Raw genomic sequence first — 19,787 nt, forward strand, 5'->3', positions numbered from 1 at the left:
GATTTTGTCGAAATAGGGTGCCTTTTGTCGCATCACGAGCTAATATAGGAGGGTATCCGATCGGCTGATGCAGCCTTACCATTCATGGCTCGGCTGCGGTCATACATAGAAAACGGGAAGTGACAGTCATGGTGACACGAATAAGATCGCTTATTCAATCGTTTACTTATTGGTTTGGCCGCAGGTCGATGCAGAGTCGTTTGGTTGCTGCGTATATCTTGATTTTGCTCATTCCGAGCATTATCGTATCGAACTATTTTTTCAAGCAGATCCGCGATACCTATATCAGCGATGCGCTCAACCAGAACTCGTTCCTGTTAGAAATTGAGAAGATGAACATGCTGAACCAGATTGAGGCGATTGAGATGGCCGCTCAGCTGGCAATTTCGGATGACGGGATCAAGGATTATCTCCGGATCAATGAAGAACCGGAGCCGGCGTGGTTAATCGATTTGGCTTGGGGGCCCTTCAAGGATATCCAACGGATCCAAACCAACAATCCGAATATCACGCACCTTCGGTTATATACGAATAATTCCAACGTAACGGAAATGTGGCCTATCATTTTCCAGGAGAAACGGATCGCAAGCGAGCCGTGGTTCCCTAAGATCAAGGATTTGAACGGTGGGGAACTCTGGGTATTCAACTACAGCGATCCCGATATTCTGCAGCGTTACGCTGCCGATGCCTCCGAGGAGCTGCCGAAGGTGTCCTTGATTCGCCAAGTCCATAGCGGGAGTTACCGTGGCGTGATCCAGGTGGATATGCTGCTCAAGCACTTTGCTCCGAAGACCTTTGCCGGTATCGTGGATGACAGCTCGCAGATGGCCATTGTCGATCAGGAAGGACAGCTGTTCATGGACAGAAGCCAATCGTTTATGACCAGTCACGAGGGACTCCGAGATGAGGTGGCGATCCAATTCGCCAATCTGAAGCAGCAGGCGGGTGACTTCGAGGAAACAGTACATGCCCGGTTCAGTTTAAACGGCTCCTCGTTCCTGCTGATTGCGACACCGATGGAACGGCTTCATGCCCATGTGCTGAATATCGTTTCACTGGAAGGGGCGCTGAATAACGTATCCAAAGCCCAGGGGCAGATTATCGCGGCGAATATTGTATTGATTTTTCTGCTGTCGATCATTACGTATTACCTGAATTCCATTATCCTGAAGAGTTTACGCCGTTTAACGGAGACGATGAAGAGAGTCCGCAAGGGTGAAGTGACTGCGACGATTGCCATCCAGGGCGGCGGCGAGGTGGGAGAGCTGGCGCATCATTTTAACAAATTGATCCGCACCATCAATGAACTGATTGCCCAGGGTGTACGCAAGCAAGCGGTGACCAAAGAAGCGGAGCTGCGAACGCTGCACAGCCAGATTGACTCTCATTTCCTATACAATACGCTGGAAAATATAAAGATGCTGGCCGAAATCGAGGGGCAGCGCACAATTTCAGACGCGCTGACCTCCCTTGGTGGGATGATGCGCTATAATTTCAAATGGTCGGGGGAGTACGTCAAACTGAAGGATGAAATTCGCCATATTCGCAATTATATTGATGTCATGAATATCCGGTTTGATGAGCCGATCCGGCTTGAACTTAACATTCCGTCTGAATTCATGGAGCTCGAGGTATTGAAAATGTCGCTGCAGCCCATCGTGGAAAATGCCGTCAAGCATGCCTGGCCCGAGTTCCCGGATCAGGAGAAGCGGATCAAGATCGATGCTATTGCCTGGGAAGAGAACCGGATCACGATTAACGTCACGGATAACGGCATCGGGATGGAGCCTTATCGGCTGGGCAGGCTGAGCGAGATTCTGCGAACGGCGGACAACGAGGAACTCCCCTCCGTAGATTACGGGCGAGGTGGAGTGCAGGCTGGAGGAATCGGACTTCGGAATGTGCACCAGCGAATCCGGTTGTTCTACGGGAATGAATATGGAATCGAAGTGAAGAGCGAAGAAGGGGAGTTCACGCAGGTGACCATGACATTCCCTAAGGTTCTGTTAACAGGAGGAGGCAGTGGACATGAGAAGTCTGATGATCGTGGATGATGAGAAGAATATCCGGTATGGGCTGAGAACGATGATTGAACGGGAATTCCCGGATCAATACGAGATCCGCTTGGCTGCCCAGGGGCAGGACGCGCTGGATTCCTTCCGCGAAGAACCGGCTGAGATCGTCATTACAGACATTCGGATGCCGGTCATGGACGGGATACGCCTCATTGAGGCGCTTGCTGGACTGGAAGAAACAACGGGGGTTAAACCCGTCGTTCTAATCCTGAGCGGATATGACGATTTTGAATATGCGAAGGCGGCGATCCATTACCAGGTGAAGGAGTACCTGCTTAAGCCGATTCGACGGGATGAGCTGTTCGCTGCCCTCCGAAAGACAGAAGAAGCCTTGATCCGGCAAGCGGAAGTGCACAACCAGGTGGCGGCCAGTGAAGTATATCTTCAGCAGCTGCAGACCCATCGGCTGAAGGAGCTGCTGGAGCTGCCCCAAGGGCTGGGGATGGACATGGAGGCTGCCGCGAGCGAAATCGGGTTTGAATCATTCGTGAAGCCATTCCGGGTAGCGGTGATGAAATACAAGTACGAAGACGGCAATTCCATGAATAAGGATGAGCTGAAGCAATTGATTGATAACATGAGAGCTTCAGTGGAAGGACGGATCAACGCTTGCTTTCTGGACAGCAAGGGGAGGGTCGTGCTCATCGGTAGTCCGGACGGGCAATTCGAGAAGCTGGCACGGCAGTTTACCGAGCGGGAGATGGACGGGCTCTTCGTTGGCATTAGCCGGGAAGGCTTCCGGATCGAAGATATCCGCATCTGTTACATTCAGGCGCTGAACGCCTTGAGCTACACATTCATCCATCCCAACGTCAAGCTGATGAGCCATGATGATATTCAGGGAGAACTGCGCACGTATCCGGTGCCGGAAGAGAGTATCCGCAAGCTGGGAAACATGCTCGGCACAGAGCGGGAGCGGGAGATCCAGGCGCTGCTGCTGGATATTTTTCATATCGGAGATATGCCGCATGTGGCCATCGATTATTTGGAGTTTGTCAGCAAGCGGATCAATGAGCAGGTGCTGGATGAGGTATTCCGTGTGTACGGGGAATCCATGGTGGAAGTGTTGAAGCTGTACCGAAAGGTGGGAACGATGGACAATTACCGTCATTTTCACACCTATTTCAGAAATCTGGAGCATTTGCTGCTGCACGTGAATGAATATGTTAAAGGGATTCGTTCCGCCCACAGTGAGCATTCCGAGATCAAGGCAGCGGTGAGTTACATGGAGGAGAATTATCACAGGCCGCTGAACATGGCGATGGTCAGCAATTATGTGTCTTTGAATTATTCATATTTCAGTGAAGCGTTTAAGGCCCATACGGGTGAGAACTTTGTGGTATATCTTAAGAAGCTGCGGATTACGAAGGCCAAGGACCTGCTCCAGGATGGTGCCATGAAGCTTGCTGACATTGGCAAAGCGGTCGGCTTCGAGAACACCAAACAATTCTCGCGCGTATTCAAAGAGCTGGAAGGGATCTCGCCGCATGAATATCGGATCAAGGTACAAACGGGTGCGGGATTGCAGCATGAATAGTCCGGCTAACGTTTTGGCATGGTCCCGCCGCATATCTTGAATTGGCGGGATCGATTTTTTTTGCGCTGGCGACGATAGATCGCATCTCGTTTTATCCTTAATATGGTAAAATAGAAAAGTCGGAGGTGCGTTATGTCGAATGCAGCGAAATGGATCTGGGTATGGATTGTTGCATTGGTGCTGGTATGCACCGTGTTTCTGATTGAACATCAGAAGAAGATCGAACAGGGGACACAAATGACCTTGCAAAGCATATTGGGCACATCTCTATTTCAAATATGGAGTCATTACACCGACATTCTGGAGTTGAAGTCCATGCCCCTTCATGAAGCGCGCCTTGCAGAAGTACGGCTGAAGCTGGCAGCTATCGAGGCGTATTCCAAGACAGCGGATGAAGCCGTCCGTTCTCAGCTGCTTAACCCCATCGCTGCAAAGTTCCTGGCTCTGTCTGACAGCATAAGGGAGAGTTATGTGGAGAACGGGCGCTTTTCGGACGAAGATATCGAGAAATACGCGATTATTATGCGGGATTCGGAAGCATTGATTCCTCTGATGTACAAGGTCTATTACGTTTCGGAATCGGTTGAGGGGGGCGAAGTCAACCTGGACATCTCCGATTACGGCGAATTGGTAGCGCTTAACAACCGGTTAAAGCAGGATCTGGATGGTTTTACTACGAAGAAGTAATTTAGTGAATCCAAGGACCCAGAGAAGAACGATAGGATGATAGAAAAAAAGACACCGGATCGGCTTTCCTGGGACATACCTGGAATTCGCGATCGGGTGTCTTTTCTATATGCAGGATTATGTAATCCCCATGTTATTTATTGAGCTGCAGTCTCTAATGTGGACAGCGTCATTTCCATTTTGCGGGTAATTTCTTTCTGCCATTTCACATCTCCAAGCTGGATCGCAAGGTTCAGCAGGTCCAAATAATCATCGATTTGCAGAGAACAGCGGCGGGAAGTCGTCTTCATAAGTCAATCGGCTCTCCTTTATATATAAACTCTCCAAGCGAAGCGTGTAGGAGCTCAAACGTCCATTCTCAACACATTCTCACTTGTCCGGTAATGATAATCATTATCATATGGCTAATTCTCATTATAAAGAGTTCCCGCACAGGTTGCAAGTCACTTTCTTAGATTTTTGCGTAAAAATGAATTAATTCATAAAGAACCGCTGCCTGTATTTACGCGGCGAGATCCCTTCCTGCTTCGTGAAACAGGAGGTGAAGTACGCTGCATGATTGAAACCGACCTCTTCAGCGACCCGACTGATGCTGAAGTCCGTCTGCATGAGGAGCATTTTGGCCTGCTCGATCCGGTAGCGCTGCAAATATTCAACAGGCGAACAGCCGAATTCCTTCTGCATGCAGCGTGCGATATAAACAGGGTGGAAGTTAATGCGTTCGCCAAGATCCTGCACCTTGAACTCCTCACGGTAATGCTTCCGCAGATACGCCGCGGCCTGCTCGGCACAGGCAGAGGAAGGGGAGGACACCGGTGTATCCAGTGCGGCGGCCAGCTGTTCGATGAGCTCTTGGAACACCACCTGCTGCCGCCATAGAAATTTGGCCTGGTGACCGTACTGAACGAGCGAAGACATGGTAGCCAGGAGCTCCAGGGCCTTTTCCGGTTGAGGAAGGGTGCCAAATTGGGGGATATTAACGGAAAAATAGTTCGGCGTCATCGCCTTCAGCTCCGGAGCCTCTTCTCTTCTAGGCGTTTGGCAGGCCTCGTCCGCATGACACTCCCCGGAGGTTTGGAAATGAAGCCAGTAATAATCGGTCTCCACCGTGCATCCCTTCGTGCCGAAATGATGCGTATCGGGACGCAGGATGAGGAACATGCTGGGTTCGATTTCATAAGGAATGCCATTCTCTGTGACATGGAGCTCCCCCTTCATGACCACGAGCAGGTCAAAGATACCGATGTTTTTACGGTTGGGATGTCCGCTATGAATAGGAGCGCGGGTGAGCCCGCTATTGATATATTCCGGCAGCGGCGGAACGGTAAAATTCAGGATTGTCATAAGAAAGCCCTTTCGTGATTCTTGAGGTTTGAATTTTGATAGTTTTCGTTCGGATAATGATATTATAACTCCAGTATACCATCTATAATCTGAGAAGGTTAAAGACCGTTTCATCATGAATTGTGTTTAACCCTTACATCATGGGCGGAGGTTGGAATGTTGGATAAAAACACAAACAAATTTACATTATGGGTTCTCGCATGGCCCATATTCATCGAGCTGTTCCTGCAGTTTTTGCTGGGAGCGGTGGATACATTGATGGTCAGCCGGATTTCCGATGATGCGGTTGCGGTGGTTGGCTTCTCCAATCAGTTGTTTCAGGCTATGACAACGTTGTTCATGACGGTTGCCAGCGGTGCCGGCATTCTCATCGCTCAGAAGATTGGTTCGCATAAAACGGGCGATGCCCGAACGATCGGCATCATGGCGGTGAGTGTCACCACGATTATCGGATTGGTGTGCAGCGGGATATTATTTGCGATGCCGGAGGCCATCGCTTCGGTCCTCCAACTGCCGGACCATTTGCTTCCGCTTGCCGGAACGTATATCTCCATTGTCGGCGGCGGGATGGTGCTGATTGCCATGATGGCTACGATGAGCACCGTCATCCGGAATACCGGCAATACGCGTGCACCGATGTATGTCGCGATCGGAATGAATATCATTCACGTTGTTATGAACTATGGGTTTATTTTCGGCGCTTTCGGGTTCCCGCAGTGGGGACTTACCGGTGTCGCGATCTCGACGGTGGTCAGCCGTCTGCTCGCTGTGCTCTTACTGCTGTATATATTCCTTCGTTCATTTGAATATCGGATCAAATGGAAGGAATTCCGTGTGTTCAACCGTCCGCTGTTCGGCGAAATTCTGAAGATTGGATGGCCGCTCGGCATCAATATGTCTTGCTGGGTGTTCACGCAGCTGATCATCTATTCCTTCATTGCAACGTTGGGCGCTGCCGAGCTGGCTGCCCGTACGTATATGAATACACTGGAATCCTTCTGCTTCTTGCTGGGTTCTTCGATTGCGATGGCTGCCCAGATTCAGATCGCGCATCTGTTTGGCGCGGGCCGGATCAAGGAGGCTTATCGGAGCGCGTATCGCGCGCTGGGCGTCGGGGCTGTTTATGTTGTAGTCAATGCCTTCCTTCTGTATGTGTTCGGGAAGCAGCTGCTAGGGCTGTTTACGGACGATAAGACGATCATTGCGATAGGCGCATCGCTCCTGGGCATGAATCTAATTCTACAGCCGGGCAAAATGCTCAACATGGCCCTCGGCAACTCGCTTAACGCCGTCGGAGACACGAGGTTTACAATGTATATTTCCCTGGGCTCGATGTGGCTGGTCGCGACCGTGCTCTCTTATGTACTTGGCATTCACATGGGATGGGGGCTCATCGGCATATACTCCTGCATGATTGCCGACGAGTATTTGCGGGGCGTGCTGTCCTTCTTCCGCTGGCGCGGGCAGAAGCACTTGAGAAAGGCAGAGCAGGTAGAGCCGGCGAGCCATCAGGGGGCGTCAATGGAGCCAATGCCAGCGCAAGCATAATGATGGGTTATGATATGAAAAAGGATACTTCGGCCGTGCGGCATCGGGGTATCCTTTTTTTGCCATACTATAAAAATAACGCATTCGAAAACTTTTTATCCGCATGGCGGGGTATTGTAAGTGATTGGCCAAGTGAAAGGAGGCAAGTACGGTTTGGTAAACGACCTTATACAACGATTAAAGATGGAATACAGCGACGAACTGTTTGAACAACTGTATCGGTTATATGCGGATCGGGCGATTCGAACGGCAACCGCAATCACCGGGAGTCCGGCAAGCGCCGCCGATGTGGTCCAGGAAACGTTTATCCGGGTTTACCGCAATCTGGAGTCCTATGATTTGAGCAGGCCCTTTGATCCGTGGTTCAACCGGATTCTCTATAACGAGTGCAACCGGTATTTGAAGAAACATGCGAGGGTGGTGCCTTCCGAGATTTCGGAGGAGAGGGATATTCCCTCGGAGAACGACACCTACGATTTTGACCGGCACGGCGAGGTATATGAGCTGGTGCAGCGGCTGGATGATCAGCACCGGATTCCCGTCATTTTGAAATATTTAAATGATGTTACCGAGAAGGATATCGCGAACATGATGGAGCTGAACGTCAACACGGTGAAGTCCAGGCTGTTCAAAGCGAGAAAGAAATTAAAGGAATGGATGCTGCAGAATAGGGGAGGGAATCAGCATGGGACATGATCCATGGGATCAAGAGATTGAAGACGGCCTGAAAAAGGGTACGGATGACGCGATGCGACATAAAGACGAGATTTGGATGGTGATCAAGGAGCGGATCCATAGCGAGCAAGCCCAGCGGCCTGCGGAAGCTGAGATTCCCTTCGCACCGCGGGAATCGAAAGGGCGCCGCCGTTCGGGACGAAGAGCGGTAGGATGGATCGCGGGAACCGCCGCTGCGGCAGCCATTGTGCTGACCGTCAGCTTCCAGACGGCACCGGTTCAGGCATTTATTGATCAGGTGAAGGAATGGTTTGCTCCCCAGAAAACGGTCGAGCAGGAGCTTGAGGGCACGCCGGAAACAAGCGTAGATCAGCTGCATGAGGGTGCGGATTACGTCATTTACATTGATGAGAGCCGGTTTAAAATGGTTCATGAATCGGGCGTGGACCGCATTGAATTGAAGGAGAAGCCGACGGATGATCGCTATCCGGAAGTGTTCATGGAAATCTCGCAGGAGGGCATCGATCCAAAGACCGCCGCGGAGCGGATCCAGGCGGAGCTGCAAGCGTATCCGAAGGTCGAGTCGAATTCGGTGGATGAACCGATTCAAGGCTGGGAAGTGCGTGCCGTTGGCGGAACCGGCGGCAAAGAGTGGGATGATCCGGTTATACGGTATTACGTATTTGATAACGGGCAGGGCGGCAGCTTTGTCGTGAAGCAGCAGTATTTCCTGGAGGCTTCCGAAGGCTTCGGTGCGCGTTTTCATAACATGATGAAGGAATTCCATATTACGACCAATACAAATGCAGAGTCTGACAGTAAGTAGATAGCTTCAGTTCATGATATAAACAAGGATAGTCCAATCGAATGATGAGAGGCTATCCTTTTTAAGTGATTAAAGATCGGTTAGAAGTGCTAGCAGATAACTATATGTAATGTTATATAACATTATCAAGGTCTAATGAATATATTGAGCACTCCCTAATTCTGGGATATATTGTTTTTAATTTATTGAAAATGCCCATAAATCAAATGATAATGATGGATATCTTTAATTGGAAACGCTTTTCCTATTGCATGTTCGATTTGTTATATTAAATAACATTAAATAGAATAGCTCTAACGAAATCATATTTTAATGTTATGTATTATGACATAAAAAGGAGAGTGCCATAATGAAACCAAAGTCAAAACGTCCTTTAGCGGTCTGGAGTACCGCTGCATTCACCGCTTTTGTTGTTTCTTTATCTCCTCTTGGAACCTATGCGGCACATGCTGCCACAGTGACGGAAGTGAAAGGAACGGTTAGTACGGCTGCACCCGTACAGACTCCTGCAACGCCGGGAAGGAATACGACGGTACCTCCTCTATCGGAAGCTTCTAAGCAATCGACCAAGCCGAATGTGCTGGTCATTGCGACAGGCGGGACTTTGGCAGGCCAATCGACGGATGCCACCAGTTTTCAATCTTATCGGGCGGGTACGCTGAAGATTGAAGATATGGTGGGCGAACTTCCGAATACGGACAAGATTGCGGATATCAGCACGCTCCAGTTCGGCAACTCCGGGTCAAGCGCTTATACCATGGCGGATTTATACGATCTTTCCCGGACCGTCGACAAAGCGTTGGAGGTATACGATGGCGTCGTTGTGACGACGGGGACGGATACGATGGAAGAGATCGCGTACTTCCTCGATCTGACGGTGCAAAGCGACAAACCCGTCGTTATCACGGGTTCCATGAGACCTTGGACGGTGATTGGTTCCGATGCCCAAGCGAACCTGTACAATGCGATCAAGCTGGCTGGAAGCGGCCGTACGGAGTCCTTCGGCACGGTGCTGATGCTGAATGATACGATTCATCTGGCACGCGGCGTAACCAAGACCAATGACTACCGTACCGACACGTTCGAAACGCCTATGCTGGGCGCGGTCGGGTATATCGATGACGAGAATATCCGTATCTACCGGGCTCCCCTCCGTGCAATGAAGGGGGAAGGTCAAGGCAAACCGGTGTTTGACCTGAGCAAAATCTCTAAAGGGGATCTGGCGAAGGTCGAAATTGCGATCTCCTATCAGGAAGCCGGCGGCGGTGCGATTAAAGGCTTTGTGGCAGACGGAGCCAAAGGCATCGTCACTTCCGGCACTGGTGCAGGCGGCATCTCGAAAGAGATGAGCGCGGCCCGCAAGGATGCTATCGAGAAGGGGGTGGTTTTCGTAACAACAACCCGTACAGGCTCCGGCAGCGTATACGGCGGCGGAGAGGGTATCATTTCAGGTGACAATCTTAGCCCTCAACAAGCCCGCGTTCTGCTGCTGCTCTCCTTGTCCTTTACGGATGATTTCAATACCATTAAGGGTTGGTTCGCAACCTACGGAACACCTGAAGTGTAATCTTAGTTACTCTATTTGGCTACTCCTTATTCCTACTGAACCATGAAATTCCTTCCACCAATATATTTGCCGCCAGGGATAACCTGGCGGTCTTTTTTTGTTCGAAAGCACGAAGGGACAAATGGCTATTTGCGGCTGTCAGATTCAGCGGCTGAAAATAACATTGCTGCCAATCGGATTATAGCCGAGGAATTCGGGATCAACCGGATGGTAACAGGGGTGTGAGCGTTGAGGATATTTTCATCGATTTATTGCTTTCTATGTCAGCTATTTGTATACTTTACAATAGTAAACGATTACTATAAGTGAGGGATCCTATGAAGAAGCCGACCACGATACATGATATAGCGAAGATGGCAAATGTTTCTTCGGCGACGGTTTCGCGCGTGTTAAGCAACAGCAGTTATCCTGTCAGCAAGGAGCTTAAAGAGCGCATCCAGCAAATCGCGAAGGAGTCCAATTATATTCCGAATATGCTCGGCAAACAGCTGAAGAAGAATAGCAGCAATACAATCGGAGTCATCATACCTTCTATTGTGAATCCATTCTATTCCTCCGTCATATTCGGGATCGAAGAGGTGGCTCGGCAGAATAGTTTTACGGTTATCGTATGCAATTCCCTGCAAGACCCGGCGCTGGAAGATGAATATTTAAGGACGATCATGGAGAAACAGGTCAAAGGCCTGATCATCTCCTCGATCTCCAAGGATAAGAGCCAGTTGACTCAGTTGATGAAGCTTGGACTGAACGTCATCGCCATCGATCAGAAGATCGACGAGGATAACATTAACCAGATTGAGTTCGACTATCACAAAGCCGGTTACATCGCAACCAAGCATCTGCAGGAGAAGGGGCATGAACGCATCGGTTACGTTACTTCCAAGCTGGATCGCCCAAGTCGCCGAAGCATCCATCAGGGTTATATGTCGGCGATGAAGGACGCGGGTCTCAAGCCGCTGGTGGTCGAGTCACCGACCGAAGAAGTGTATAATGCGATTACCGAATTCGATACGGGCAAGCAGCTCACGCAGAAATTGCTGGAGCATTCTTCGCCGCAGCCGACGGCGATTTTTGCATGCAACGACATGATGGCCTTCGGGGTGATCAACGAATTGTCACAGCGTAATATCCAAGTGCCGGAGCAGATTTCAGTTATGGGCTTTGACGGCATTGATGTTGGGCAGATGATTCATCCGCCGCTTACAACGATTAAGCAGCCCGATTACGAGATGGGGAAGATGGCCTGCAAAATGCTGCTGGATATGATGCAGGGCGACGATAGTCCGATGTTTGATGTTATGCTGCAGCCTAAATTGCTGGAAAGAAAATCGGTCCGGGATATCCGGGAAAACAAGTGAATACAAGGATGGCATAAAGCCCGGGCATCATTGCTCGGGCTTTATTTGTTTTCAGAATAAAAGATATCGATTACTATTTTTTTGTCTATCCTTCTCTTGATTCAACAAGTGGAAAACAATGCCTATTAAACCTCGGAATACCTTATGTAACGCTTGAATTCAGACTTTTATAATAAAAAAACATCGAAGAGAGCATAGAAAGCTCTATTCAAGAAAGGGCTTCCATGCTATACTCGTTACAGAAATCGATTACTATAAAAATAATGCCTTTTGGAATGAGTTGGAGCAGAAAACACGCAATCCTGTTTTGTAAACAAAAAGGAGGGTTTTCAATGTCAAAAAAGGTAAAGGTATTCACCCTGATACTGGCGTTTATGATGATTTTCACGGCATGCTCCTCATCCGGAGGATCAACCGACGGGGAAACTCCGCCGGGCGAACCGGGAGGCAGCAAAGACAAAGTGACGCTCAAGATTGGGCTTCCCGGCAGTTATGAGGTGACGAGTAAGGAAATTATCGATGGCTTTATTGCTTCCCATCCCCACATCAACGTTGAAATTCAAGAAGCGCCATGGGGGGACTTTACGTCCAAGATCGCCACGCAGATTGCAGGCAACACCATGCCGGACGTCTGGTTCCAAGAGAACGCCACCATACTTAGCTACGGACAGCGCGGTGTAGCAGAGGATTTATCCTCTTACATTGAAGCTGATTTGAAGGCAGACGAATACATCGATGGCTTGTTCTCGGCCAAAACGCCTGAAGGCAAGATCTGGGGTGTACCTCACGGTATTAACCCGATTGCACTCGCGTATAACCAGGATGTTTTTGAGAAAGCCGGCGTGCCAGTGCCCACCGACGACTGGACCTATGACGACCTGATTGAGGCCTCCAAGAAGCTGACGATCAAAGAAGGAGACAAAACGAGCCAATTCGGATTTATTGGATCCTTTTCCATAACCAATGGCTGGTTCCCTTGGATCAAGCAGGCAGGCGGCTCTGCCCTGGACGATACCCTGACGAAATCGCGGTTTGACGATCCCAAGACTGCGGTCGGTTTACAGCAGCTGTATGATGGGCTGGACCAGGGATATTTTGCGGATATCGACTTTCTAAAAGCGAACGGCGGCGAGCTCGAAGTATTCGCAAGCGGCAAGGCTGCGATGTACTTCCTCCAATACAGCTTGCAGGTGAATATGAACGAGAGTTTTGCCGATACGAACTGGGATGTTGTCAAAATTCCGAAAGGCGTTGACGGCAAACGTTATGTTCCGATGGTAGCCAACACGTGGCTGGTCTCCTCCAGAGCGAAGCAGGAATCGAAGGATGCCGCCTGGGAGTTCCTGAAATATTACCTCGGCGATGAAGTGCAGGACATGATCGTCAAGACGGGGTCCACGCTTCCCGTGAAGAAGTCGGCACTGGATCAATTGAAGGACAGCACAACCAAACCGCTGAACAAAGAGGCTTTCACGGACGGCATTAACGAAGGCGGCGTTACCCTGGATGAAAATGCTACTTGGAGCGAATGGCGCATTCTGGTGCAGCAGGTGGTCAATGAAATCATGGTAGGCAATGTCTCGGTTGAAGACGGCGTGAAAGATATTCATACCAAAGTTCAGGACGTACTGGACTCCAGTAAATAGCTTCATGGGATAAGAGCGGTGCAGTCTTGACGACGTATCGGGCTGCACCTCTCTTCCCGCTATCGAAAGGTAGGTGTGTCATGCAGAAACAAGGGTACTGGGGCTATATATTCACATTGCCGTTTGTCATTAATGTCGTGGTATTCCTCTTATTTCCGATTGTATTCTCAACATATATTTCCTTCACGGAGTGGGACTTGTTTAACGCACCGCGCTGGATCGGGCTGGATAACTGGGTGCGCGTATTGAACAAACATGAATTCTGGGTATCCATCCGAAATGTCTTTATGTTTGCACTCATCTTCGTGCCGATTCAGACGATCATGGCGTTTGTGATCGCCTTTATGCTGAATCAGGCCATTCGGGCCAAGGGGTTGTTCCGCTTGTTCTATTTCCTGCCTGTCGTTACTCCGTGGATCGCCGGCGGCGTGGTCTGGGTGTGGATGTTCAACTACCAATACGGCGTCATCAACTGGGTGTTGGAATCCATCGGCCTCGATCCTGTGAAATGGATAGATAGCAGCAATTGGTTGATGGTCGTCTCCAGCATCGCGATTGTTCAGGTATGGAAGGGCGTTGGTCAATCCATGATCATGATCCTGGCCGGGATGCAAAATGTTCCGAAAGAGGTGCTGGAAGCCTCGCAAATCGACGGAGCCAACGGCTGGAAGCAGTTGACGAAGGTGGTGTTCCCGATGGTAACGCCGATGGTATATCTCGTTATGATTCTGTCCACCATCTCGGCGTTTCAGGCATTTGATGTGTTCCTCGGCCTGTTCGGTTCCATCACCACGGGAATTCCGGAACGGAACATGGTTCCGAACCTGCTAGTGTACCGGGATGCGTTCCTGCTCTTCAAAATGGGACCGGCATCCGCAACGGCCTGGCTGCTGTTTGTCATTATTCTAGGCTTCACCTTGTTCCAGAAGTATTTTGAGAAGAAGTGGGTGCATTATGACTAAGACTACTCACCCCTTACTTAAGGTGCTCATGTACCTGCTACTGATTGTCGGTGCGGTATTCATGGTGTTCCCATTCATATGGATGCTGTCCACATCGCTGAAAACGGTAGGCGCCATCTCGCAGATGCCGCCGCAGCTCATCCCGAATCCGGTGAATTGGGATAACTATGTGACGATATGGAATAAAGTCGACTTCGGTCGATACACCCTGAACAGTTTTTTCATCGTCTCGATCGAGATGGTTGGATCCTTGATCTCCTGCGCGTTTGTGGCCTTTGGACTTGCGATGTTCACCTTCCGGCTGCGGGGGCTCATCTATATGATCATGCTGGCAACCTTAATGATTCCGTCTCAAGTGACCATGATCCCGACCTATTTCATCTGGAAGGAATTTGGCGCATTGAATTCGTATTACCCTTTGATCGTGCCCAGCTTTCTGGGCGGGGCGTTCGGTATTTTCCTGATGCATCAGTTTATCAAATCTTTGCCTAAAGAGCTGTATGAATCGGCTACGATTGATGGCTGCAGCCCGCCGGGCATATTCTTCAGAATTTATTTGCCGCTGTGCAAGCCGGCGCTGGCGGCGCTAGGAGTATTCACTTTCATGGGGGCGTGGAACAACACGCTGGGACCGCTGATTTACCTGCAAGACAAGGAATTATATACATTGCCGCTCGGCTTGCTCTACCTGAAATCGGAGAACGTCAACCAAGCAATGCTGATGGCAGGGGCCGTCATTACGACGCTTCCAGTCGTCATCGTCTATCTGTTCGCGCAGAAGCAATTTGTTCAGGGTATCGCTTCGACAGGGATGAAGGGCTGAAGGAGGAACTTACGACATGAAGAAGTACGTACTGGTCGGCGCTGGGTCAAGAGCGCTGTATATGTTTGCTAAACCGATGGTAACCGATTGGAAGGGGAACGTTGCCTTTGAAGGCGTGTATGATGCCAATCCGGTGCGGGCGCGCTTTCTTAGCGAGGAATGCGGGGGAGTTCCCGTATATGATGATTTCCACGGCATGCTTGCGGCTGTGAAGCCGGATGTTGTCATTGTGGCGAGCACGGATTACACGCACCATACCTATATCGTGCAAGCCTTGAGAGCCGGCTGTGATGTCATTAGCGAGAAGCCGATGACGATTGATGAAGATAAATGCCGTGAAATTTTGCAAGCGGAGCAGGATAGCGGTAAGAGGGTGACGGTTACGTTCAACCTCCGGTTTGCGCCTTATTTTGCGACCGTGAAGGAATTGCTGCTGCAAGAGGTCATCGGGGATGTCTACCATATTGATCTGGAGTGGTTTCTGGACCGCCGGCATGGCGCGGATTATTTCCGTAGATGGCATGCCGAGATGAAGAACAGCGGCGGACTGCTGGTTCACAAGTCCACGCATCACTTCGACATCATGAACTGGTGGATGAACAGCCGTCCTGTGGAGGTCCATGCCTTTGGAACGAGACGGGTGTATGGGGACGATCGGCAGGATCATGGAGAACGATGCCTTACTTGCCATCGGAAAGACGAGTGCGAGTTCTATATGGATATCGAAAAGGATCCGTTTCTTGAAAAATACTATCGCCAGGCTGAAGAAGCGGACGGATATTTCCGGGACCGGTGCCTGTTTGACAGCCGGATCGACATTTATGACACGATGTCGGTCAATGTCCGGTATGACAATAATGCAATGCTGACCTATTCCCTCGTCGCCTATAGCCCTTATGAGGGCTGGCGCGCTGCGATCAACGGCAGCAAAGGCCGGATCGAGGTCTCGAATATATACAGCAACGCGGATATGAAGCAAGGGGAAGCGAGCAGGATTCATATCTTCAGAACCGATGGCACGGAAGAGGTGGTCGAGGTCAATACATCGGCCGCCGGTCATGGCGGCGGGGATGCGAAGCTGCGCAAGGCGCTGTTCGAAGGCGGAATCGAAGATCCTCTAGGTCAACAAGCCGATAGCTGGGTAGGCGCCGAATCCCTTCTGATTGGTGCTACAGCCAATCGTTCCATTGCCGAAGGCCGGGCGATGAAACTTCCGGACGTTTCGCCGAAGTTTGTCAACGGGAGTTCACCGAGATGAACAGCGTTCAGGAACTGGAGCAGTATATCTGCACATTATACGACACGAGGGATCAGTTGAAGGTGCATGTGTTTGAACGTTCCGATGCCGCATTTGCAGCCGGGGATGTCATTCGGGATGCCATCGTCACACCCGAAGCGGCGAGAAAGCGGCAGGAGGAGATCAGGGGGGCTTTCCTGAGGTCCATCGGCGGGCTTCCTGATACGTTTACGTTTGCCAACCTGGAAAGGGAAGAAGGGACGTCATTCGTGGAGAGGATACAGCCTGGCGTTTCTTTGCCGAATGTATACTCGAACAAGGCGGCAGGGCGAATCAGTAAAAAGGCAGAAGGGACTTCAGAGGGCGCGTCGCTCGTCAGGCTCCGTTCCGGGCGCGCAGCGGGAGAAACAGGTGATGATGGAGCGCAAGCCAAACATCAGCCTCCGCTTAATGCACATACGGCGGGTGTCGTTAGCGGAGCTGGCTTTCAGGTAGAGAAGGTCATATTCGAGTCCAGTCCGGGGTATTATGTCACTTCGAATCTGTACCTGCCCGATCACCGGGAAGAACGTTCCGCGGCCGTCCTGTTTCTGAGCGGACACGAGCTGGGGGCGAAGCATGATGCCTATTATCAGCGCGTGATTCAGCACTTCGTTCGGGCCGGCTTGATTGTGTTGGCAATCGATCCGATCGGGCAGGGCGAGCGCCTTAGCCTTCATGATTTCGAAGATCGGGAAGGAAGCGTCATATGGGGAACGAAGGAGCATCAGCAATACGGCGTTCAGTGTCATATGCTCGGCGACAGCGTAGCCCGCTATTTCGTTCACGATGCCATGCGTGCCGTCGATTACTTATGCGAACGGCCCGATGTTGATCCGGCCCGGATCGGCGTAACGGGGAACTCCGGCGGCGGAACGCAGACGGCCATGATGATGGTTTGCGATGAACGCATTGCGGCAGCGGCTCCCGCCACATTCATCATGAACCGGCAGCTGTACATGCATGCCGGCGGCGTGCAGGATGCCGAGCAGGTATGGCCGGGTCTGTCCGGGCTGGGTTACGACCATGAGGATCTGCTTATCGCTTTTGCGCCGAAGCCGCTGATCGTGCTGGCGGCGGAGTACGATTTCTTCCCGATTGAAGGCACGCGGCGTACCGTGGAGCGAGGAAGACGCTTCTGGGAGCTGCTGGGTCAACGCGATGACCTGCAGCTTGTGACCGACGCCTCGACGCACCGCTATACGGACCGGCTGGCTGCGGCTGCGGCGGCATTTTTCGTCCGGCATCTCGAGGTGAAGGTTACTGCCAATGATGCAATGAAGAGAGAGGCACTGCCCCCGGAACAACTATGGTGCAGCCCCAGCGGTCAGGTGTACCGGGATAAGGCTGATGCAAGGTCGATCCGGGACTTCAATGCCGATCGCTGCGACCAACTGGCAGCAGCCCGGTCGCTGCTGCCGACGCAGCAAAGACAGGATCAAGCAAGGCAGTGGCTACTGGAGAGAATCTACGCCTCCCGCAAGCCTTGCGAATTGAACCCGCGCATTATTCGGCTGGGCGCAGTGGAGGGCCTTGAGGCCGATTATCGCCTGTGGTGGTCACAGGAAGGCATCATGAACAGCGGTTATGTATTCCGACTGGCCGGGGATATAACCGAACGAAAGCAGCCGCTGACCATTGCGGTTTGGCGGGGAGGGACTCGCCGATTGAAGGATCACTGGGCCTGGATTCAGGAGGCCTGTCAATCCGGCCGCGCCGTACTGGTGCTGAATACGTCCGGGGTCGGTCCTCATGAGCCTTATCCGATATACGAAAAACCTGCGCATTCCTATTTTGGCGTGCTGCATAAGCTTGCCGATGATTTGATCTGGCTCGGGGACAGTCTGGCTGCGCTGCGCACGTACGATGTCCTCCGGTGCATGGAGGTCATCTCCCACTTTGATGAGTGGCAGGGGGGAGCGATCCCGTTCTATACCGTGGATCGAGAAGGGCTTTACGTGCAGCTTGCCGCGGAGGTTGATCGAAGAATCGGTGCGATCACGGCCATTCATCCTTTGAGCAGCGCAGCCGATCTGGTCAGGGCACGGCTGCTTGAGGAGGAAGAAGCGATGAGCGTTGTGTTTCCCGGCATTTTGAAGGTGCTTGATCCCTCCGAGCTGAACGAATCGTGGGGAGTAGTATATTGCGGGCAACTAGAGGGAAAGGAAGTGGAAGGACATGAGTAAACCAAAACCATTAACGGTCACGCTGGTCGGAGCCGGTCTTCGCGGCATGATATACAGCGATTATGCGCTCCAGCGACCTGAGGAGATGCAGATTGTTGCCGTTGCCGATCCGGATGAGGTGCGGCGAAGCCGCTGCCAAGCGAAGTACGGGATAGCGGATGAGCGATGCTTTACGAGCTGGGATGAGCTTTTTGCTGGGCCCCGTCAATCGGATGCGGTCTTCATCTGTACGAGGGATCGGGACCATTATGAGCCGACGATGAAGGCGCTGGCAGCTGGGTACCATGTGCTGCTGGAAAAGCCGATGTCGCCGGAGTGGCAGGAATGCATCGATATGGGCCGGCAGGCGGAAGCCTTCGACCGTACGTTAACGATTTGCCATGTTCTCCGTTATGCGCCTTTTTTCCAAGAACTTAAACGTTTGATTGATGAAGGACGGATCGGTCGTCTGATGTCGATCCAGCACAATGAGAACGTCGGCTATTGGCACCAGGCGCACTCGTACGTGCGGGGATATTTTAATAACAGCGAGTCATCCAGCCCGATGATTTTGGCCAAATCCTGTCACGACCTCGACATTATGCAATGGCTGGCGGGAGGACAATGCCTGAGCGTTGCCTCCTATGGCCACCTGTCGCATTTTCGTCCGGAATCAGCTCCGCCTGGCGCGCCGAAGCGCTGCCTGGATGGATGCCCGGTATCCCATGAATGCCAGTATTATGCGCCGAATACGTATCTGATCGAGAATGCGGGTTGGAAGGGCGAGGCCGCGAGCAACGATCCGAGTTACGAAGCGCGTTACCAAGCGATGTTGGAGGGTCCTTTTGGCCGGTGCGTGTACCATTGCGATAACGATGTCGTGGATCACCAGGTCGTCAGCATGGAATTCGAGCATGACATTACGGCGGTGTTCACGATGAGCGCGTTCACGGAGAAATGCAACCGTACCATCAAGCTTATGGGGACTGAGGGCGAGATTAGGGCCACGATGGAAACCAACGAGATCGAGATCCGCCGCTTTGGCAGCGGCAAGCAGGAAATGATCCAACTCGTCGATCCGGAAGGACATGTAGGACATGGAGGCGGGGATATGCGCTTAATTGAGGATTTTGTGAAGTCGGTCAGATCCCAGGGGCAGCATAACAGCTCAACTTCTGCCCAAGCGTCGATACAGAGTCATCTGATGGCCTTTGCCGCCGAGCGTTCCCGCGTAGAGAAGCGCATGGTGAGGCTGGAGGAATTTATGAATAGCGACATTCTGGCTTAAATTTACAACG

At 51.4% G+C, this 19,787-nt stretch carries 16 protein-coding genes; 14 read left to right on the top strand and 2 right to left on the bottom strand.

Features of this window, described 5'->3' with window-relative positions:
- The first annotated feature begins 128 nt into the window (after positions 1–128).
- The 3 genes from NYE54_RS02975 to NYE54_RS02985 all read left to right on the top strand — a co-directional run bounded on the left by NYE54_RS02975 (position 129) and on the right by NYE54_RS02985 (position 4,299).
- Positions 129–2,054, top strand: coding sequence for a sensor histidine kinase (locus tag NYE54_RS02975; protein WP_339269913.1), 1,926 nt, complete (start codon positions 129–131; stop codon positions 2,052–2,054).
- On the top strand, positions 2,029–3,612 hold the full coding sequence (locus tag NYE54_RS02980; RefSeq protein WP_339269915.1) for a helix-turn-helix domain-containing protein: 1,584 nt from the start codon (positions 2,029–2,031) through the stop codon (positions 3,610–3,612). Before NYE54_RS02975 ends, NYE54_RS02980 begins: the two co-directional genes overlap by 26 nt.
- A gap of 132 nt (positions 3,613–3,744) precedes the next feature.
- A complete protein-coding gene (locus NYE54_RS02985; RefSeq protein ID WP_339269917.1) occupies positions 3,745–4,299 on the top strand; it encodes a hypothetical protein in 555 nt (184 codons plus the stop codon).
- A 137-nt stretch (positions 4,300–4,436) separates the two neighbouring features.
- Here the strand turns inward: NYE54_RS02985 and NYE54_RS02990 are convergent, their stop codons facing one another.
- Both NYE54_RS02990 and NYE54_RS02995 read right to left on the bottom strand, forming a co-directional pair.
- Positions 4,437–4,589 (bottom strand): hypothetical protein, encoded by a 153-nt coding sequence (locus NYE54_RS02990; RefSeq protein WP_179090620.1) that lies wholly within the window; start codon positions 4,587–4,589, stop codon positions 4,437–4,439.
- A 184-nt stretch (positions 4,590–4,773) separates the two neighbouring features.
- Positions 4,774–5,643, bottom strand: a complete 870-nt coding sequence (locus NYE54_RS02995) for an AraC family transcriptional regulator (protein ID WP_339269919.1) — start codon at positions 5,641–5,643, stop codon at positions 4,774–4,776.
- Between the two features lie 156 nt (positions 5,644–5,799).
- On the opposite strand from NYE54_RS02995, the gene NYE54_RS03000 reads away from it, so the two are divergent.
- From NYE54_RS03000 to NYE54_RS03050, 11 genes are all read left to right on the top strand, one after another.
- Complete coding sequence (locus tag NYE54_RS03000; protein ID WP_339269921.1) at positions 5,800–7,191, top strand: MATE family efflux transporter; 1,392 nt, start codon at positions 5,800–5,802, stop codon at positions 7,189–7,191.
- A gap of 153 nt (positions 7,192–7,344) precedes the next feature.
- On the top strand, positions 7,345–7,887 hold the full coding sequence (locus NYE54_RS03005; RefSeq protein ID WP_339269923.1) for a sigma-70 family RNA polymerase sigma factor: 543 nt from the start codon (positions 7,345–7,347) through the stop codon (positions 7,885–7,887).
- Positions 7,877–8,692: a hypothetical protein gene (locus NYE54_RS03010; RefSeq protein WP_339269925.1), complete on the top strand. Its 816-nt coding sequence runs from the start codon at positions 7,877–7,879 to the stop codon at positions 8,690–8,692. Before NYE54_RS03005 ends, NYE54_RS03010 begins: the two co-directional genes overlap by 11 nt.
- Positions 8,693–9,038: 346 nt before the next feature.
- Positions 9,039–10,259 carry an asparaginase gene (locus tag NYE54_RS03015; protein WP_339273375.1) on the top strand — a complete coding sequence of 407 codons (1,221 nt, stop codon included), beginning with the start codon at positions 9,039–9,041 and terminating at the stop codon, positions 10,257–10,259.
- 317 nt (positions 10,260–10,576) lie between these two features.
- On the top strand, positions 10,577–11,617 hold the full coding sequence (locus tag NYE54_RS03020; protein ID WP_339269926.1) for a LacI family DNA-binding transcriptional regulator: 1,041 nt from the start codon (positions 10,577–10,579) through the stop codon (positions 11,615–11,617).
- Between the two features lie 332 nt (positions 11,618–11,949).
- A complete protein-coding gene (locus NYE54_RS03025) occupies positions 11,950–13,263 on the top strand; it encodes a sugar ABC transporter substrate-binding protein (protein WP_339269928.1) in 1,314 nt (437 codons plus the stop codon).
- Positions 13,264–13,343: 80 nt separating this feature from the next.
- Positions 13,344–14,225: a sugar ABC transporter permease gene (locus NYE54_RS03030; protein WP_076322333.1), complete on the top strand. Its 882-nt coding sequence runs from the start codon at positions 13,344–13,346 to the stop codon at positions 14,223–14,225.
- On the top strand, positions 14,218–15,048 hold the full coding sequence (locus NYE54_RS03035; protein ID WP_339269930.1) for a carbohydrate ABC transporter permease: 831 nt from the start codon (positions 14,218–14,220) through the stop codon (positions 15,046–15,048). The genes NYE54_RS03030 and NYE54_RS03035 overlap by 8 nt, the downstream gene beginning before the upstream one ends.
- 16 nt (positions 15,049–15,064) lie before the next feature.
- Positions 15,065–16,306: a Gfo/Idh/MocA family oxidoreductase gene (locus tag NYE54_RS03040; protein WP_339269932.1), complete on the top strand. Its 1,242-nt coding sequence runs from the start codon at positions 15,065–15,067 to the stop codon at positions 16,304–16,306.
- On the top strand, positions 16,303–18,510 hold the full coding sequence (locus NYE54_RS03045) for an acetylxylan esterase (protein WP_339269934.1): 2,208 nt from the start codon (positions 16,303–16,305) through the stop codon (positions 18,508–18,510). The genes NYE54_RS03040 and NYE54_RS03045 overlap by 4 nt, the downstream gene beginning before the upstream one ends.
- Positions 18,503–19,777 (top strand): Gfo/Idh/MocA family oxidoreductase, encoded by a 1,275-nt coding sequence (locus NYE54_RS03050; RefSeq protein WP_339269935.1) that lies wholly within the window; start codon positions 18,503–18,505, stop codon positions 19,775–19,777. Before NYE54_RS03045 ends, NYE54_RS03050 begins: the two co-directional genes overlap by 8 nt.
- Positions 19,778–19,787: the final 10 nt, after the last annotated feature.

Origin of the sequence: Paenibacillus sp. FSL K6-1330 (assembly GCF_037976825.1) — a bacterium.
Taxonomy (GTDB): Bacteria; Bacillota; Bacilli; order Paenibacillales; family Paenibacillaceae; genus Paenibacillus_AQ.

What these genes read in the sequence shown, in the direction of transcription:
- NYE54_RS02990 (WP_179090620.1), bottom strand. Translation starts at nt 4,589, where the DNA reads ATGAAGACGACTTCCCGCCGCTGTTCTCTGCAAATCGATGATTATTTG.
- NYE54_RS02985 (WP_339269917.1), top strand. Translation starts at nt 3,745, where the DNA reads ATGTCGAATGCAGCGAAATGGATCTGGGTATGGATTGTTGCATTGGTG.
- NYE54_RS03035 (WP_339269930.1), top strand. Translation starts at nt 14,218, where the DNA reads ATGACTAAGACTACTCACCCCTTACTTAAGGTGCTCATGTACCTGCTA.
- NYE54_RS03000 (WP_339269921.1), top strand. Translation starts at nt 5,800, where the DNA reads ATGTTGGATAAAAACACAAACAAATTTACATTATGGGTTCTCGCATGG.
- NYE54_RS02980 (WP_339269915.1), top strand. Translation starts at nt 2,029, where the DNA reads ATGAGAAGTCTGATGATCGTGGATGATGAGAAGAATATCCGGTATGGG.
- NYE54_RS03045 (WP_339269934.1), top strand. Translation starts at nt 16,303, where the DNA reads ATGAACAGCGTTCAGGAACTGGAGCAGTATATCTGCACATTATACGAC.
- NYE54_RS02995 (WP_339269919.1), bottom strand. Translation starts at nt 5,643, where the DNA reads ATGACAATCCTGAATTTTACCGTTCCGCCGCTGCCGGAATATATCAAT.
- NYE54_RS03010 (WP_339269925.1), top strand. Translation starts at nt 7,877, where the DNA reads ATGGGACATGATCCATGGGATCAAGAGATTGAAGACGGCCTGAAAAAG.
- NYE54_RS03050 (WP_339269935.1), top strand. Translation starts at nt 18,503, where the DNA reads ATGAGTAAACCAAAACCATTAACGGTCACGCTGGTCGGAGCCGGTCTT.
- NYE54_RS03030 (WP_076322333.1), top strand. Translation starts at nt 13,344, where the DNA reads ATGCAGAAACAAGGGTACTGGGGCTATATATTCACATTGCCGTTTGTC.
- NYE54_RS02975 (WP_339269913.1), top strand. Translation starts at nt 129, where the DNA reads ATGGTGACACGAATAAGATCGCTTATTCAATCGTTTACTTATTGGTTT.
- NYE54_RS03020 (WP_339269926.1), top strand. Translation starts at nt 10,577, where the DNA reads ATGAAGAAGCCGACCACGATACATGATATAGCGAAGATGGCAAATGTT.
- NYE54_RS03040 (WP_339269932.1), top strand. Translation starts at nt 15,065, where the DNA reads ATGAAGAAGTACGTACTGGTCGGCGCTGGGTCAAGAGCGCTGTATATG.
- NYE54_RS03025 (WP_339269928.1), top strand. Translation starts at nt 11,950, where the DNA reads ATGTCAAAAAAGGTAAAGGTATTCACCCTGATACTGGCGTTTATGATG.